This is a genomic window from Seohaeicola saemankumensis (assembly GCF_042678485.1).
GTDB lineage: Bacteria > Pseudomonadota > Alphaproteobacteria > Rhodobacterales > Rhodobacteraceae > Seohaeicola > Seohaeicola saemankumensis.
The window spans coordinates 781,640-795,781 of record NZ_JBHTKR010000001.1; the positions used below are offsets into that span (position 1 = coordinate 781,640).

The window sequence follows — 14,142 nt, forward strand, 5'->3', positions numbered from 1 at the left end:
ACCGGGGCCAAAGTGGATTTGCCTTGCTCGGCAGGGGGCAACCTGGTTGGTGACCGCGCGTTCATCTCCCGTGTGCCGCTGCAATGGCCGCCCTGCCGGATCACGCCGGGGCAGAACAGGATGGATGCCGTCACAGCAGAACGCAAACCGCAATACCCGGTCAGGAAACCGCCCCGATCCGACCGCCGGAAGACGCAGCCCCAAGCGATTGCAGAAGCAGCCCGATGTTTGCCCGCGCCGCGCCTTCATTGGCCTTTTGCAGCCTTTCAATTGCGACAAAGGCTTCGGAAAATTTCGCCGTGTATTCCGACTTGATCGTCTTGTCGAAACGGATCTGACCAGCGCGATCAATGAGGTTGTAGCGAACCGTCATCACAACCTTCAGGTCTATGCCGACAAGCGGTTGTTCCACGGTCAAGATATCGGCCCTGAGCGTATAGCGGCCCGTCTCCGAGAAGATCCCGGCCTGACGAAGAGACATTTCCAAGGCTGCCTGAAAATCCTCTTTCGAAATCTCCGATGTCCACATCGGATTTGTTTCCTCACCCCCAAAGCCGATCACATCGCGTACAGAGCGCTGATATTTGCTGGAGCCGGATACGGGTGCAATTGCCCCTGGCACCATTTCGGTTTGTTGCGCCGGCTGTGCACAACCGGCCAAGACAATCACAAACCCCATTCCTACAGCTTTGCCCCATGCGGTAATCGCCATGTGCCCAACTCCCTTAGATATGCATTTCATCCTGACGCCGCGCTCAGGCAGCGCCGCTTCGAAGTCGGCCGCAGTGCGCGCAAAATATCTTTGACATGGATCATTTCGGGCCTTTGCAGCCCATCCTGTCTTGTCAGGGATGACCGTCAGCCTTGCCGCACGACTGCCCTGGCCGGGCGGGGGGGCGCAACCGCGTTGCTCGCCCCTTTGGCCCCACATTCCGCGCAACACGCTCACCCTTGCCCTGGGCGGACGTTCATCGAGCGCGCGGCGAACGACGGGGCCAAGGCCATCTTGTTGAATGCTGCGTCACGCTGGAATCTCTGCTAAACTATTGACGATAAACTCTTGGGGAACTTGAAACGCATCTGTTTCCCTCACAGGACATGCCTCGATTTCCAAAGTCCAAATCAAAGAAGGGTCGACACATGGAACATCATGCGCGGTGTTATTGCGGGCAGATTTCACTTGTCGCCGAGGGTGATCCGGTCATTCAGTGTTTTTGTCATTGCACCAGTTGCCGCAGGTGGTCTGGACAGCCTGTGACCGCCTGCATCTTGTGGCCAGAAGACCGGGTTCGCTTTGTAAAAGGCAAAGAGAAACTTCATCGTTTTTCCATCACGGATCATCCGGAGGGAGGGAAGTTCAGCTGTGCCGTGTGTGGCGGCGCGGTCTGCACGTTTATACCTGGTGCCAGATTGTTCGACATTTTCGCAGGTGTCCTGACGGCCTTTGACTTTCAGCCGACGATCCACATCAACTATGCTGAACGCGTTATGGCGCTGTCTGACGGTTTGCCGAAATACCGCGACATGCCTGAAAGGTCGGGAGGGAGCGGAGCGCTGATTGCCGAGTGATTTTCTTGGCGAAGAGAAACAGCACGGTTCTTGCGGGCCCTGCGACGACAGCCGCCGGGATCAGGCAAAGACCGCCCCAGTGCATGTGCGGCCGCGGATGGAAGAAAGCATGATGTCGTTTGAAAGCCTGTTGTACGGCGGAACGTTCACACTGCTGCCCGTGGTGCTTCTGGCGTCGCGCTTTTTTTGGCGAAGGCCGCCATGGTGGGTGATCATCCTCTTGATCATCATCCTGGGCTGGGCGACTTACTTTCTCGGCGTCGTCAAGCATGCCGAAGAGCTGTACGAGCTGGTAGAGAGCACGGAAAATCCAAGCCAGGAACTCTTGGAAGAAGCATATTTGGACAGTGGCCCGCTTGTCTTTGCGGCATTCATGGGGTGGGTGGTCGCTTTGGCTTATGCAGTGCCATGGTATATCCTGTTCCTGATGGCAACGTGGATCCGAAGCGTGATCCGACGGCAGCGTCGGGGTGAACGCTGAGGCACAGCAGCAATCGCGCATCCAGCATTTCAGGTGTCTGAGGCCACGACCGTTCTGCCCCGTACATCCGCATTTCAGGCAAAGCGCAACGCATGACCGCGTCTTGCGCTGCATCTCGGGCAGCGCATGCAAGATACCTGCAACATGTCGAGGTCAGTTGAAGTGCCCGCCCCTGAAGTGGGGGTACGCCAACTTGGGCTGTAGCTGGCCGTTCTTCCAGGCTGGTCGCTCGGCCGTGTCGAACTCCGAGGCTGACACTGACCGATCCGCAGCCAACGGCGCGAAGGTCCGCATAGTAGACCTTGGTCCGAACCACAGCAAATATCTGCTTCCCGGTCTACATCTGACCAGGAAGGAAGGACGCCACGAAGCACCCTGAGTGGGTTTCTTTTGAGGCCGGCGCTTTTGAATTACGCAGCACTTTTCCATTTTTGCGGGGTAAAGTTCACGATACCATCACCGACGCTGACCATCACATCGCCGTCCTGAATATTGATCTGGAGCTTCATGGCGCGGCTTGCCAGTTTTGCCAGGTCGCTCGTGGCTTTATCGGAAAGATTTGTCACCTCAAGATTTTCAAAACGGGTGGTGCTGTTTTTGATCTTGTCCCACCAAACCTCTGCCGTCCTGCCTCCGTAAGGATAGACAATCACCTTCTTGGCTCTGGCACAGGATTGACGCATCACCTTTTCGCTGGGAAGCCCGAGCGCCACCCACACATCAAGCTCGCCGCTCAGACTTTTCTGCCATATGTCTGGCTCGTCATCCGTTGAAAGGCCCTTCGTCATTTCCAAATGCTCATGGGCATTCAGCGCAAAAGCGACAATACGCACCATCAACCTTTCATCCGTCTCCGAGGGATGCTTGGCAATGGTCAGCTTATGCGTCTCATAATAGTGTCGATCCATGTCAGAGACTGATAGTTCGACCTTATAGATAGTGGCATTTTGCGCCATGACCTGTTCCAAATAAATTCAAGGATTGGGATGCCTACTGCGTCTGATGACCTTGTGAAAGCAGATAAGGCTGTCACGGATATCAAGGGTCAAACCGGTGTTGCCATGTTGTGCAGCCCCATGGTGCAGAATGGTTGCTACGCAGAAATACGCACCCGCATGGCTGCGCCTGTGGTAGGGCAATCCAAGCCGGGCATGGCGCCTGTTGTTCTGAACAACGCGGTGCTCATGATCCCGGCAAGACCGTTCAATTTGGGCTGGAACAATGTTTGAAACAACGCATGCGTCAATCCTTCCGGCTCGCATCAGCGCGCAGGTGTCGGGTTTGCACCTGGCGTCAATCCGTCTTGAGGCAGCTTATCCCGCCCTGCCAACACCCTTGCAAACATCCAGTGGATCATTGGAGGTTGCTCCACTTTTGATCGTTCAGGTTCTGACGGCATGCGGGGTGATCGGCGAAAGCTATCTCTTTTCTCCAAATCGAACGCTTCTACCTGCGCTCAGCGAGGCGACAAAAGCGGTGTTCGAAGTGGTCCGCGGCGACCCATGCCTGCCGGAAAACATCACGGACAAGGTCCTGCGGCATTTCAAGCTTTTTGGCGGCACCGGGATCGTCACCATGGCAATGGCCGCTGTGGATATGGCTGTCTGGGATGTGGTTGGAAAAGCAATCGGTAAACCGCTCTACCGCGTACTCGGGGGGACGTCGCCAGAGCTGAGAACTTATGAAAGCTCCGGACTTGGGATCGGTGATCAACGGACGATCAGGCAGCAAGCCGAGAGTTTTCTGAAGAACGGCAATACAACCATGAAACTTCGCCTTGGTTATGAAACTCTGGCAGCTGACATGGGGGCACTGGACATGCTTGCCGATGCCTTTGGTTCCTCTGTCCAGTTGATGGTGGACTACAATCAAGGGCTTACACCGTCTGAAGCAATCAAGAGATGCACGGAAATCGACGGGCTTGGCCTGCTGTGGATCGAAGAGCCGATCCATGCCGACCTTCTTGAAGAGACAGCCACCCTGCAAGCCAAGCTGAAAACGCCGATCCAGATTGGCGAAAACCTGTGGTCACCAACGGAAGTGGATCGCGCTTTGCGGCTGTCTGCCAGCAGATATCTGATGCCGGATGTCGGCAAGATCGGCGGCGTTACACAGTGGCTCAGAGCAGCAAGGCTTGCAGACAATTACGGGGTCAAAGTATCTTCCCACCTTTACCCCGAAATCAGTAGCCACCTCCTGGCGGCCATTCCGAATGCACATTTCCTTGAATATGCAGATTGGACAGCGAACCAGTTTTCCGGTCACGCAAAGCCCTCAGGCAACAGCCTGAGGGTGTCGGATCAACCAGGGTTTGGCCTTTATGCGTAAGCAGTTTTGGGGCTGAGCCGCATCAACCCGCGCAAGACGACCGGGGCACTGAAAAGTCCCCGCAAAATACTCAGCCTCCGTCAGCAGGCGATGTCATGGTCACACTGACCCCACCGACACCGTCAATCACAACTTCGACGACCATCCCCGGCTTGACCGGGCGGGCCCCCAGGGATGTCCCGCAGGCGATAAGGTCGCCGGGGTTGAGTGTCATGTCCTTTGACAAGTGACTGACAATCTCGGCTGGCGGCAAGATCATGTCGGATGCCGGATATGACTGGCGTTCTCGGCCGTCCACAAGAACGCGGATCGTCAGATCCTTCCAGTTCACATCTGTTTCGATGACCGGGCCGACAACGCCAAACCCGTCAAAGCTTTTGGCGCGGGTCCATTGCGGGAAAGATGGATCCGCGTGAAGAACATCGAGCGACGTGAGGTCATTGATGCAGGTATAGCCCAAAATGGCCTCAGCGGCCTCTTCGGGGCCGACATTCTTGCAGGTTTTGCCAATCACGATGCCCAACTCGCCCTCAAAGATAACCCGCCCGGCTGCGAAGGGCAGTTCAACGCTGGCACCATGCCCCGACAGCGAACTGTCGGACTTGAAGAAATAAAGAGGATGCGTGGGGTGATCCATCCCGCCCTTTTCGGCGGCGGCCTTGAAGTTGTTCCACAGGCCGATGAACTTGCCCGGCTGAACCGGCGCCTGCAGCGTAACCTCTGAAAGTGGAACAGGCGCACCAACGGCGGTATCCGACCCAAGACCATCACGCGGATGAAGTTCGTCATTGTCGATAACACCGATGATCTGCGATCCATCGTTGGTGTAGCCCCTAGCCCATTTCATGGTGCCGTCTCCTCAATTGGATATTCCGCACTGGCGCCTAAAACTCCGCCAACGCAAACAAGGTCCTGGAGCGCATTTATGCAGCGCCGTGTTTATTCCTACAAGCGGCATGCCGGGAAAAGCCTTTCGCGGGTTTCCTATCTTGGATATCGGCATCTGTTTGGTGTCATCACGGAAGAGGAAGAACAGGAACGGCTGACCGCGCGGCAGAATATCCTTGATGCACTGGAACGATTGCGGGAGTTGGATCGTGAGACGGCCGAGCAGATCGCCGAGGCGGCGGTCGCCTATTTCGAGGCGCAACACGTAAAGCTTCGCTTGCTTGACCTTGAATGCCGATTGGGCCTGACCAGTGAACAAGCCTTGCTGCGCGCCTACGAAGACGCAGCCTACCTCGGAGGCAGCGCAGCATCTGCTGTACTGCTGCCGCGATCCTTCCTTACTCACGGCCCAGGGCCTTCGTTCCTGGCCGATGCAGCGAAGGTCTGCTTGGCGCTCTCAGTAGACCAACGCGTGGGGAGTTTGTACGCTTCCCTATTTTCCGATAATGAAGGATACCGATCCATGTCAACGCCCAAAGAAAGACTGAATGAACTGGGGCTAAAGTTGCCTGCGCCCACCAAGGTTCCTGAAGGCCTGCATTTACCGTTCTCGTTTGTAAATGTCAGAGGCGAAAGGGTGATATTCTCCGGCCACCCCAAGAATGCGGCAGACGGAAGCATCGCTGGACCTTTCGGAGTGTTGGGCAAAGATTTTTCAACGGAACAGGGATATGCAGAAGCCCGCGAGGTGGCGCTCACGGTGCTGGCGAACATAGAGGCTGAGATCGGGGACTTGACTAGGATCGTCGGCTGGACTCGCGTGTTTGGAATGGTGACTTCCGCGCCCGGCTATACTGAACAGCATCTTGTCGTGAATGGATTTAGCGATCTCATCATCGAGGTTTTTGGTTCGACCATAGGTCGACATGCGAGATCCGCGATTGGAGTGCCGGGGTTGCCGCTTGGCTTTGCCATGGAGATTGAGGGAGAGGTATTGATCTCACCTTGATACGTCAGGCGGCAGCTTTGTCCCACTTGGCTGACCTTGGCCCAAGCCGCAGCGAAGGTCTGCTTTGCGCCTTTGGTGAAAGATGTCATCTCCGGCCCAGGGTGGATCTTCACCGCATCGTCAGTATGGCGCCGTGCGGCCAGACATTGCGGACTTTCGCTGCAGACCCGAGATCGCGTGCCGGTCGAACCCGCAAAATGCGGACCAGGCCAGGTTTCGCCATGTGCAAATGCCAGCGGTTTCGTTGACTTCGACCCGGAGAACAACAACCCTTGTGCAGTCACCCTGATCGAAGGAGAAATTCTGATGGCGGTTGTTTCAATACGCTTGGCAGACAATGCCGGCGACTATGATGTCGCACGCGCATTGTGTCGGGAATGGTTGGATTGGCACTGGAAACACTATCCGAGCGATTGGCCGACGGGGCCAGACCACCCTATGGACCCTGATGCCTTTGAAGCCGTGTTGCGGGCGCTTCCAGAACTTCACGGAAGACCGGGCGGCGGCGTTCTGATCGGCTCGGTAGATGGGAAAGACACCGGGTGCGTGATGTATCACAAGGCTGACGTTGGCGTCGCAGAATTCAATCGGATGTTCGTAAGCGAACGAGGTCGAGGCCACGGACTTGGTGCCCTGATGCTTGAGGACATGTTCCAAAGAATGATCGCGGATGGCTATCAGAAGGTGTTCTTTTCATCAGCTGCGTTCCTTACCCAGGCAAGGGCGATGTACGAGCGCGCTGGTTTCACGAGCATGGCCTTTCCTTCGGGATTTCCGGATGAATGGCGCGACCGTGTCTACTTCATGGAACGATCTCTGATATGGCGGCGGCTATAGACTGGTGTTCGGCTGCTGGGCCCCACGACTATAAGACGGCCTGCATAGCCGTGAGGTGGCAACGCTTCACGAAAGTCTTCCTTGATGCAGAGCGCCACCAACCCCAGCCGTTTCGAATTTTGGCTCGGCGGAGCCTTCCGATCGTCGGCTTTTTTTGTGGGATGCCGTCACGGTCATGCGGGCTTGCCGCGAAGTGCATCCGCGGCGGCGTAAAGCTCCGAGACATAGGGGTCTTTGAAACCAAGGAACATCAGGCGCTCGTGCAAGTCCGACAAGTAGTCCATGTTATCACCAAACAATCCCTTCGCGCATGAGATCATGCCAGCCTGTTGCGCAAGCGGAATTCCAGGTTTGATATCCTCGCGCGCGCGGTTGGCCACAAAGCCCAGTGCCTCTATCGGCCCGGCAGCGGTGTCGAGGTCCAGCCAGACGGGACGATAGACGGGGACAAGCATTTCGCGTCGGAACAAGACAAACGTCTCATGCTCGATTTCCTCCTGACGAATTCGAAAGGCGAGGCCCTCACAACTGCCGCCCTCGTCGATTGCCAGCATCAAACCGGGCTCTTCCTTTGACCCTCGGGCTCCGTCATCCCACAGACAGAAGCTGCGCTGGTATCCAGGGCAATGGGCAAGGCGGACTTCGTCGAACTTGAAGGACGGATCCCACATCAGCGAACCGTAGGCAAAGACCCACAGATCCGGCTCCGGGCGGCTTTCCAGCCAACGGCGTCGGTCGGCCTCGCGCTCTTGGCAGGGCGTGCGCCAGTCGGACGGGAATCCGGCTTTGGCCGCGTGAGCGTCCAGAGTGCCGAGGTCCAGATCACGGAAGAACGACTCTGCCGCGGGTTTGATTTTTACGCGCAGCTCGGGGTGATGATGGAAAGCATCGCGATCGGTCAAGAATTTACTCCAACTGGGCGCTTCAAGTCATAAAGACATTGACCGCGTGTCAGTCTCTGGGACGGTCTGCCATGTGTCAATGACGGCGATGGGCTCAGAGCCGTCGATCCCCGGGTCGCCGCAAACGGCATGATCAGAAACAGCCTGCTCGCCGCTTCCGGCCAAAAGCTGACTTTCGTGGTCGATGCAGCGAACGGCAGCTTCGAGCCCAAAGGCGACGATGCCGCAAAGCCGTCAGGAAATATTGAACTGGGCAGACTAAGCGTCGAGTTTGTGATATCGTTGTTGGGTCAACGGGGAGTATTTTCCATGTTAGATTATTTCAACCTGGGCAGCTACAGTCGCCCAGTGAGTGATGTTCCTAGTGCACAAACCTGGTTTGACCGCGGCTTGGTCTGGCTGTTCGCTTACAATCATGAAGAGGCCATTGTGTGTTTTGAAAAGGCACTGGAGGCCGATCCGGCCTGCGCTTTGGCTCACTGGGGGATCGCCTATGCCATTGGCCCGAATTACAACAAGCCTTGGGAGTTTTTTACCCCAGAGGAGAAAGCACCGGCCCTGGAACGCGCACATACTGCGCTTAAAGCGGGCCTCGCGCTCGAAAACGCCAAGCCGGTGGAACGCGCCCTGATTCAAGCGCTTGCGTCGCGCTACCCTACTGATCCTGAGATCGAAGATTACCAGCCCTTCAATGACGGGTTCGCAGCCGCAATGAAGCCGGTTTATGAATCCGATCCCGAAGATCTGGATATCGCCTTTGCCTATGCTGAAGCGATGATGAACCGAACCCCCTGGCAGCTTTGGGACACACATAGGGGCGTTCCCAACCCGGATGCCTCGACGCCCGAGGCGATGGCTGTGCTTGAGCGGGCTTTCGACCAAACCGTCGGGGCTTGGGACCATCCCGGCTTGCTGCACATGTATATCCACCTCATGGAGATGTCGCCGCATCCTGAACGCGCCCTGCGTCACGGCGACCGCCTGAATGACCTGGTGCCTGATGCGGGCCATTTGGTGCACATGGGAACCCACATCGATGTGCTGTGCGGTGACTACCAGAACGTCCTCTACAGAAATCTTGCCGCCGCTAAGGTAGATGAGAAATTCAAGGCCTACGCTGGCCCGGCAAACTTTTATGCACTCTATCGCATTCACAATCTGCATTTCGCCTTCTATGGCGCAATGTTTCTGGGCCAGAAGGCCGCGGCGGTCGATGCTGCCATTCGTCTGCGTGAAGAAGTGCCCGACGAGGTCGTCCGCTCATACCCCGATATCTTTGAAACCTTCGTGGCCGCAGCACCGCACGTCTATATCCGCTTCGGAATGTGGTCCGAGATACTTGATCTCGCTCAGCCCGAAGACACGGAGCTGTATGTGACCACAAACGCCCTGATCTATTATGCCAAGGCGGTGGCGCTCGCCAATCTCGGCCGACACGAAGAAGCCAAAACCACGATGGTCGATTTTACATCTGCCTATGCGAAGGTCCCTGAAAGTCGGATGCTGTTCAACAACAAGGCGCGCGATGTGCTTGCTGTGGCCGAAGAGATGATGAAAGGGGAGATCGCCTTCAAAGCAGGCCGTCGCAAGGAGGGACTGGACCACCTTCGCAAGGCGGTCGATCTGGACGATAATCTGGAATACGAAGAACCTTGGTCTTGGCCGCAGCCCACGCGTCACGCTTTGGGCGCACTGCTGATGGAGGCAGGCGAGTACAATGAGGCCGAAGCAGCCTATCGCGCCGATTTGGGCTTGGATGGCAAACTACCGCGTCCGAGCCAGCACCCACGCAACGTTTGGGCGCTGCACGGCTTGCATGAGTGTCTGGCAAGACGCGGCGAGAGGGTGGAACTGCCGCATGTTAAGCTGTTACTTGATCAGGCTATTGCGCGCGCTGATATCCCCATCCGTGCAAGCTGCCTGTGCCGCGCCGCCGCGGCCTGAACACGAAAATCACCTAAAGAGCCACTTTTCTTAGCGGCGCCAGATACTGTCATATCGGCAAGCTTCGCTCGTCGGCGGACGGCGGCTCTGTCCGCTGAACAGTAATTGGTATTACCGCAGCGAACGTCGGCTTTGAGCCCTTCCAAGACATGGTCGCAATGCGCAGCATTTGACGCGAAGGGCGGAGAGCGGACGTTCGCTGCGGTTTGTATTAATGTCTGCAACTCGGACCTTGTTTCAAACCCTGTGTGGCAAACGTTGAGTTCCAATTGCCGAGGTCACCCACCATGCAAGATGTGAACGCGGCGGGATAAGGGCTGGCAGGCTCCACCGGGTAACTTGTTTCGCCCGCCAGGCTTTTGTCACTCGGTCAATGCAAGGACGTCAGCACCTTCTGGGGAGCAGTCTTCCACGAAGGTCCATTCGGGCTTGGCGTTTTCTACGAGGATCAAATCGATCACCCGTGCATACCGGGCACCATACTGCTGTAGCATGGTCACTTGCGCGGCCGTATCAGCGGGAAGTTCGACCTGCTCTCCATTCACGCTCACCGATATAATCTTCGGGCAGTTCTTGGGGGCTGCGAGCACGTCACCTATACAGACTGTCAAAGATAGCGCGAAAGTGGCGACAAAAGCTGTGGATTTTGCAATAATTGTCATGGTGTCCTCCATTGGTTGAGTTCGAAGCGGCCGTTGAGGGCGAGCGCCTTCGTCCATTGGGGCCCCAAAGCGATAGCGAAAGTCACGAAAGCGGCCACGAAAAATGCCGAAAGCGGATCAAATCATTGAGATCGGGGGATTTTACTTTCATCAGCAGCCAGAGGAGTTGCGAGACTCCGACGGCAATCTGGTGCCCTTGCGCCCGCAATCGCTCCGCGTTTTGTCGGTTTTGAGCGAACAGGCCGGGACTCTCGTTTCAAAAGACAGCCTGATGGAGCGGGTCTGGCCGGACACCCATGTGACCGACGACAGCCTCGTTCAGTGCATCTCGGAAATTCGGAAAGCCCTCGGTCCGGAGGCAGGCACTCTTCTGCGCACGGTACCCAAACAGGGCTACCGCCTCGACGTTCCGTCCGATAGGCCGCATCGCGCATCCCCGCTCACACCCGCGCGGAGGGCTGTTCTGGCCACAGTCGCCGTTGTCGCCGTACTCGCGCTGGCCGCACTGTTGCTCACGCCTCGCCAGCCGTTCACATCAAACGTCCAATCGATCGCCGTTCTGCCTTTCGCGAACCTGAGCGGCGATGCAGCGCAGTCGTACTATTCCAACGGCCTCGCCGAAGAACTCATCGTCGATCTTTCGAAGATCACCGACTTGAGGGTCGTGTCGCGTTCGGCGTCCTTCTCGGTTGCGCAAAGAACGAGCGATCCGCGGCAGATCGCAGAGGAATTGCGGGTGTCCTACCTCGTCGAAGGTAGCGTGCGTCGCGAAGGGCAGAACCTGCGCATCACGGCGGCGCTCATCGATGGCAAGGGCGGCGAGAACATCTGGGCCGACAGCTATGCGGGGGGCGAAGCAGATGTATTCGATTTCCAAGAGACGGTCCTCTCCGAACTCGTGCGTGTGTTGTCGGTCCGTCTGTCCAAGCAAGAGCGTGAGCGACTGGGAGTTCGGGGCACGCGCGATGCGGATGCCTTTGACAATTACCTTCGGGGCAAAGAGCTGGCCGGCTTCCTGACCGCGAGCCATAATGAACAAGCAGAAGACGCCTTTGCAGAGGCCATCCGACGCGACCCAGACTATGCCGCAGCGCACGCGCAACTTTCGATCGTACTTAGCATGCGGGTCGAGTACGGCTGGACCGGCGATGTGACGAACACTATCGCGAGGGCGGTGCGGCATGCAGAACGGGCCGTCGCCCTGTCGCCCGATCTGCCCTTTGCGCATTTCGCGCTCGGACGGCTTTTGTCCCGAAGTTTCATCGCGGACCGCGCAGGGGCCAGCGCCGAGTTCGAGAGGGCCATCGAACTCGACCCGAATTACACAGACGCCTACGCTTTTTACGCGATCGTGCAGGTGTCCGACGGGCGGGCAGAGGATGCGCTGAACACCATTTCGGAAGCGTTTGCGCGCAATCCCGTTCCCCCATATTGGTACTACATGTCGGTTGGCTTGGCTAACTTCCACCTCGGCAACTACGAAGCAGCGGAGGCTGCGCTCACAGAACTCCTCCAGCGCAACCCGAACCTCCAGAATGCCTTGCGGCTCCTGATCGCAACTTATGGTCATATGGGACGGCTAGACGATGCCGACTGGCTGGTCATGGAATACGAGGCCTTGGGCGCCCCAGCCACGATCACCGAGATCATGCAGCTGGTCAACATTGAACACCCTCCCTACCGAGAGGCGGTCATTGACGGGCTAAGACTTGCCGGCCTGCCGGAATAGGTGGTCCAACTAGGCGCCAGACACAGAAGCCCTGCTAATGGGATTTCTCGGAAAGGGCTCCAAGCAGCCAATAGCGCCCAACGGCAACAATGACCGGTTAGGGCCGGAAGCGCCGGCTGGTATGTCTCGGGTGAAGGTTAAGAAAGTCCGCACAGCGGTCATGGATCAGGCCCGCAGCGAATGACGGCTTTGAGCCCGATGCGGACAGGAAACTCGCCAATTTGGAACGTGGCTCTTCAGGAATAGTTCGAGAACCGTGACTTGCCGAACATCTTGCGATGTTCCGCAGGAGTCAGTCCGGTCTTGCGCTTGAACAACTTCCTGAATGACGGCGTATCAACATAACCTACTGCCTCTCCAACATCTGCTATCGGTATATCAGTGGTTTCGAGCAGTTGCCGTGCTTCTTCAATTCGCAAGGCTAAAACGTAGTCTTGCGGCGACTTGTTGGTCGCTTTGCGGAAGCGTCGCGCGAATGTAGTGGGTGGCAATCCGGAACGGTCTGTCATTTCGCCAACTGGGTTATCGATCGCGTAATGATCGGCGATCCATTCCTGGACTTGAGCAATGACCGTGTCGGCATGAGGCGTGGTGGTGATCAACGACGTGAACGGAGCCTGAAGTTCGCCACGGTTGGCCATAAGCCATACCTTTGCGGCCCGAACTGCCCTTTGTGTTCCGCCGTAATGTGCAATTAGGAACATGGCAAGTTCCTGCCATCCGGTTGTCCCGCCCGACGTAACGGGGCCGCGGGACGCATCGGAAAAGCAAAGGCCGCGGTCGGTGCGTAGTCGGACGGCAGGATAGTACCGACGGAACAGGCCTTCCCAAGCCCAGTGCGTCGTAGCTTCGACCCCATCCAGGACACCTATTTCCGCCAAATAGACTGCTCCCGTACAGGCTGACATCACCCGTGTTCCGGCCATGTCGCGTTCAGCAAGCCAAGACAAGCAGGGGTGTTGAGCGGAGTCAGGCCGTTCGTGCGGTGAAAGTGTCAGCCCGGGCACAATAACAATATCGGCGCTGTCAGCGTCGTGAAATGCTTGGTCTGGCGCGATCCACACTCCACTTCCGCATCGAAACCCCTCAACATCCGGGCCAACCAGACTGACGTCAAACACTGGCTCAGGCTCATCGCCGCTCACCAGGTGTTCCCAGTCCCGGCCTGCAGCGACCAGCGTGTCATATAAACCAAACACACTGGACGCGCTGGTTTCTGGAGTTGCGACAATCTGAACTGAAAATGGCATGGGCGAGTTGACCAAAAGTGGTGAATTTGGCTCCGTTTTAGGCTTTTTGCCTCTCACGCCCAACCAGAAATGTCACCAAACCTCTATGTGTTCGTGTTTCGCAGGAGGGTCGGATCTGATGAACACAGTTTGGGAGCTGGTTTTTGGACGTGAATGGCTCATCTTTTCGAAGGGGTGCGCTTCAAGAAAAGACGGTCGGAAAGTTGACCAGGAAAGTAGGGCCGAAGAATGCAGAGTTTCGGAAAAGGTGTGGAACTCAGCGATTTATCTTGGGCCCGGCGGACCGCTGATGAGAGACCGCTAGCTTGCCCCGATGGGCTGCGTTTTGTCATCCGGCAAGGCTATGCAACCGCCGTGCCCGCCTCAAGCCAGTTTCTTCTGACAGTACCCGTCACTAAAGTTCACCAAGCAGCGTTCCGGCATCCAGCACGTCAGGCGTTCCGAAACCCTCGCTAAATGACGCATAGACTGGGCGCAGTAGGTCCGCAGCCTGATCCTTTTCGCCGCGCCCTGCCAGAAGGGCCGCCAGATCCGTGGCAGCGC

At 57.0% G+C, this 14,142-nt stretch carries 14 protein-coding genes; 8 read left to right on the forward strand and 6 right to left on the reverse strand.

All coding sequences use genetic code 11. From position 1 onward, the window contains the following. Positions 1–160: 160 nt before the first annotated feature. Positions 161–712 (reverse strand): hypothetical protein, encoded by a 552-nt coding sequence (locus tag ACFQ3C_RS03770; protein ID WP_380789082.1) that lies wholly within the window; start codon positions 710–712, stop codon positions 161–163. Between the two features lie 428 nt (positions 713–1,140). Between ACFQ3C_RS03770 and ACFQ3C_RS03775 the strand changes: the two genes are divergently transcribed. Both ACFQ3C_RS03775 and ACFQ3C_RS03780 read left to right on the forward strand, forming a co-directional pair. Beyond that, positions 1,141–1,569 carry a GFA family protein gene (locus tag ACFQ3C_RS03775; protein WP_380789083.1) on the forward strand — a complete coding sequence of 143 codons (429 nt, stop codon included), beginning with the start codon at positions 1,141–1,143 and terminating at the stop codon, positions 1,567–1,569. A gap of 97 nt (positions 1,570–1,666) precedes the next feature. Beyond that, entirely contained in the window at positions 1,667–2,050 is a 384-nt protein-coding gene (locus tag ACFQ3C_RS03780) for a hypothetical protein (protein ID WP_380789084.1), read from the forward strand. Between the two features lie 410 nt (positions 2,051–2,460). On the opposite strand, the gene ACFQ3C_RS03785 is transcribed toward ACFQ3C_RS03780, so the two are convergent. Beyond that, on the reverse strand, positions 2,461–3,006 hold the full coding sequence (locus ACFQ3C_RS03785; RefSeq protein WP_380789085.1) for a YaeQ family protein: 546 nt from the start codon (positions 3,004–3,006) through the stop codon (positions 2,461–2,463). 30 nt (positions 3,007–3,036) lie between these two features. Here ACFQ3C_RS03785 and ACFQ3C_RS03790 point away from each other — a divergent pair, with 30 nt between their 5' ends. Continuing rightward, the gene (locus tag ACFQ3C_RS03790) at positions 3,037–3,279 is read left to right on the forward strand and encodes a hypothetical protein (RefSeq protein WP_380789086.1); all 243 of its coding nucleotides are present in this window, start codon (positions 3,037–3,039) and stop codon (positions 3,277–3,279) included. After that, positions 3,272–4,378 (forward strand): enolase C-terminal domain-like protein, encoded by a 1,107-nt coding sequence (locus ACFQ3C_RS03795; protein ID WP_380789087.1) that lies wholly within the window; start codon positions 3,272–3,274, stop codon positions 4,376–4,378. Before ACFQ3C_RS03790 ends, ACFQ3C_RS03795 begins: the two co-directional genes overlap by 8 nt. A 70-nt stretch (positions 4,379–4,448) precedes the next feature. Here the strand turns inward: ACFQ3C_RS03795 and ACFQ3C_RS03800 are convergent, their stop codons facing one another. Further along, positions 4,449–5,225 (reverse strand): fumarylacetoacetate hydrolase family protein, encoded by a 777-nt coding sequence (locus ACFQ3C_RS03800; protein WP_380789088.1) that lies wholly within the window; start codon positions 5,223–5,225, stop codon positions 4,449–4,451. 78 nt (positions 5,226–5,303) lie between these two features. Between ACFQ3C_RS03800 and ACFQ3C_RS03805 the strand changes: the two genes are divergently transcribed. Continuing rightward, a complete protein-coding gene (locus ACFQ3C_RS03805; protein ID WP_380789089.1) occupies positions 5,304–6,275 on the forward strand; it encodes a RidA family protein in 972 nt (323 codons plus the stop codon). Positions 6,276–6,311: 36 nt separating this feature from the next. After that, entirely contained in the window at positions 6,312–7,112 is an 801-nt protein-coding gene (locus ACFQ3C_RS03810) for a GNAT family N-acetyltransferase (RefSeq protein ID WP_380789090.1), read from the forward strand. Between the two features lie 173 nt (positions 7,113–7,285). Here the strand turns inward: ACFQ3C_RS03810 and ACFQ3C_RS03815 are convergent, their stop codons facing one another. Further along, on the reverse strand, positions 7,286–8,014 hold the full coding sequence (locus ACFQ3C_RS03815) for a gamma-glutamylcyclotransferase (RefSeq protein ID WP_380789091.1): 729 nt from the start codon (positions 8,012–8,014) through the stop codon (positions 7,286–7,288). A gap of 129 nt (positions 8,015–8,143) precedes the next feature. On the opposite strand from ACFQ3C_RS03815, the gene ACFQ3C_RS03820 reads away from it, so the two are divergent. Then, positions 8,144–9,958: a hypothetical protein gene (locus ACFQ3C_RS03820; protein WP_380789092.1), complete on the forward strand. Its 1,815-nt coding sequence runs from the start codon at positions 8,144–8,146 to the stop codon at positions 9,956–9,958. A gap of 362 nt (positions 9,959–10,320) precedes the next feature. Here the strand turns inward: ACFQ3C_RS03820 and ACFQ3C_RS03825 are convergent, their stop codons facing one another. Then, positions 10,321–10,620: a hypothetical protein gene (locus ACFQ3C_RS03825; RefSeq protein WP_380789093.1), complete on the reverse strand. Its 300-nt coding sequence runs from the start codon at positions 10,618–10,620 to the stop codon at positions 10,321–10,323. A 103-nt stretch (positions 10,621–10,723) separates the two neighbouring features. Between ACFQ3C_RS03825 and ACFQ3C_RS03830 the strand changes: the two genes are divergently transcribed. Further along, entirely contained in the window at positions 10,724–12,349 is a 1,626-nt protein-coding gene (locus ACFQ3C_RS03830; protein ID WP_380789094.1) for a winged helix-turn-helix domain-containing tetratricopeptide repeat protein, read from the forward strand. 236 nt (positions 12,350–12,585) lie between these two features. On the opposite strand, the gene ACFQ3C_RS03835 is transcribed toward ACFQ3C_RS03830, so the two are convergent. After that, a complete protein-coding gene (locus ACFQ3C_RS03835; protein ID WP_380789095.1) occupies positions 12,586–13,599 on the reverse strand; it encodes a GlxA family transcriptional regulator in 1,014 nt (337 codons plus the stop codon). Positions 13,600–14,142: the final 543 nt, after the last annotated feature.

What these genes read in the sequence shown, in the direction of transcription:
- ACFQ3C_RS03770 (WP_380789082.1), bottom strand. Translation starts at nt 712, where the DNA reads ATGGCGATTACCGCATGGGGCAAAGCTGTAGGAATGGGGTTTGTGATT.
- ACFQ3C_RS03775 (WP_380789083.1), top strand. Translation starts at nt 1,141, where the DNA reads ATGGAACATCATGCGCGGTGTTATTGCGGGCAGATTTCACTTGTCGCC.
- ACFQ3C_RS03780 (WP_380789084.1), top strand. Translation starts at nt 1,667, where the DNA reads ATGGAAGAAAGCATGATGTCGTTTGAAAGCCTGTTGTACGGCGGAACG.
- ACFQ3C_RS03785 (WP_380789085.1), bottom strand. Translation starts at nt 3,006, where the DNA reads ATGGCGCAAAATGCCACTATCTATAAGGTCGAACTATCAGTCTCTGAC.
- ACFQ3C_RS03790 (WP_380789086.1), top strand. Translation starts at nt 3,037, where the DNA reads ATGCCTACTGCGTCTGATGACCTTGTGAAAGCAGATAAGGCTGTCACG.
- ACFQ3C_RS03795 (WP_380789087.1), top strand. Translation starts at nt 3,272, where the DNA reads ATGTTTGAAACAACGCATGCGTCAATCCTTCCGGCTCGCATCAGCGCG.
- ACFQ3C_RS03800 (WP_380789088.1), bottom strand. Translation starts at nt 5,225, where the DNA reads ATGAAATGGGCTAGGGGCTACACCAACGATGGATCGCAGATCATCGGT.
- ACFQ3C_RS03805 (WP_380789089.1), top strand. Translation starts at nt 5,304, where the DNA reads ATGCAGCGCCGTGTTTATTCCTACAAGCGGCATGCCGGGAAAAGCCTT.
- ACFQ3C_RS03820 (WP_380789092.1), top strand. Translation starts at nt 8,144, where the DNA reads ATGATCAGAAACAGCCTGCTCGCCGCTTCCGGCCAAAAGCTGACTTTC.
- ACFQ3C_RS03825 (WP_380789093.1), bottom strand. Translation starts at nt 10,620, where the DNA reads ATGACAATTATTGCAAAATCCACAGCTTTTGTCGCCACTTTCGCGCTA.
- ACFQ3C_RS03830 (WP_380789094.1), top strand. Translation starts at nt 10,724, where the DNA reads ATGCCGAAAGCGGATCAAATCATTGAGATCGGGGGATTTTACTTTCAT.
- ACFQ3C_RS03835 (WP_380789095.1), bottom strand. Translation starts at nt 13,599, where the DNA reads ATGCCATTTTCAGTTCAGATTGTCGCAACTCCAGAAACCAGCGCGTCC.